The sequence below is a fragment of the Staphylococcus pasteuri genome (genome assembly GCF_030547725.1).
In the GTDB taxonomy this organism is placed as follows: Bacteria; Bacillota; Bacilli; order Staphylococcales; family Staphylococcaceae; genus Staphylococcus; species Staphylococcus pasteuri.
Genome location: NZ_JAUOQO010000906.1, coordinates 1 through 239, shown reverse-complemented (window position 1 = coordinate 239; position 239 = coordinate 1). Strand labels below are relative to the sequence as shown.

At 64.9% G+C, this 239-nt stretch carries 1 protein-coding gene; it reads left to right on the top strand.

Annotation, left to right across the window (positions count from 1 at the left end):
* On the top strand, positions 1–239 hold a 239-nt coding region (locus Q4528_RS15875), incomplete at both ends, for a GNAT family N-acetyltransferase (RefSeq protein ID WP_303522710.1).

Below are 239 nucleotides of genomic sequence, written 5' to 3'. Positions count from 1 at the left end.
GTACGCGGTGATCGACGCGCGCAACGATCAGCCGGTCGGCACGCTGGCGCTGATGCGCGTCACGCCGGAACACGGCGTGATTGAGGTGGGCGCGGTTACGTTCTCGCCGCTGCTGCAACGGACGCCGGCATCGACAGAAGCGCAGTTCCTGCTGATGAAGCACGTCTTTGAAGATCTCGGCTATCGGCGCTACGAGTGGAAGTGCGACAGCCTGAACGCACCGTCGCGGCAGACTGCGC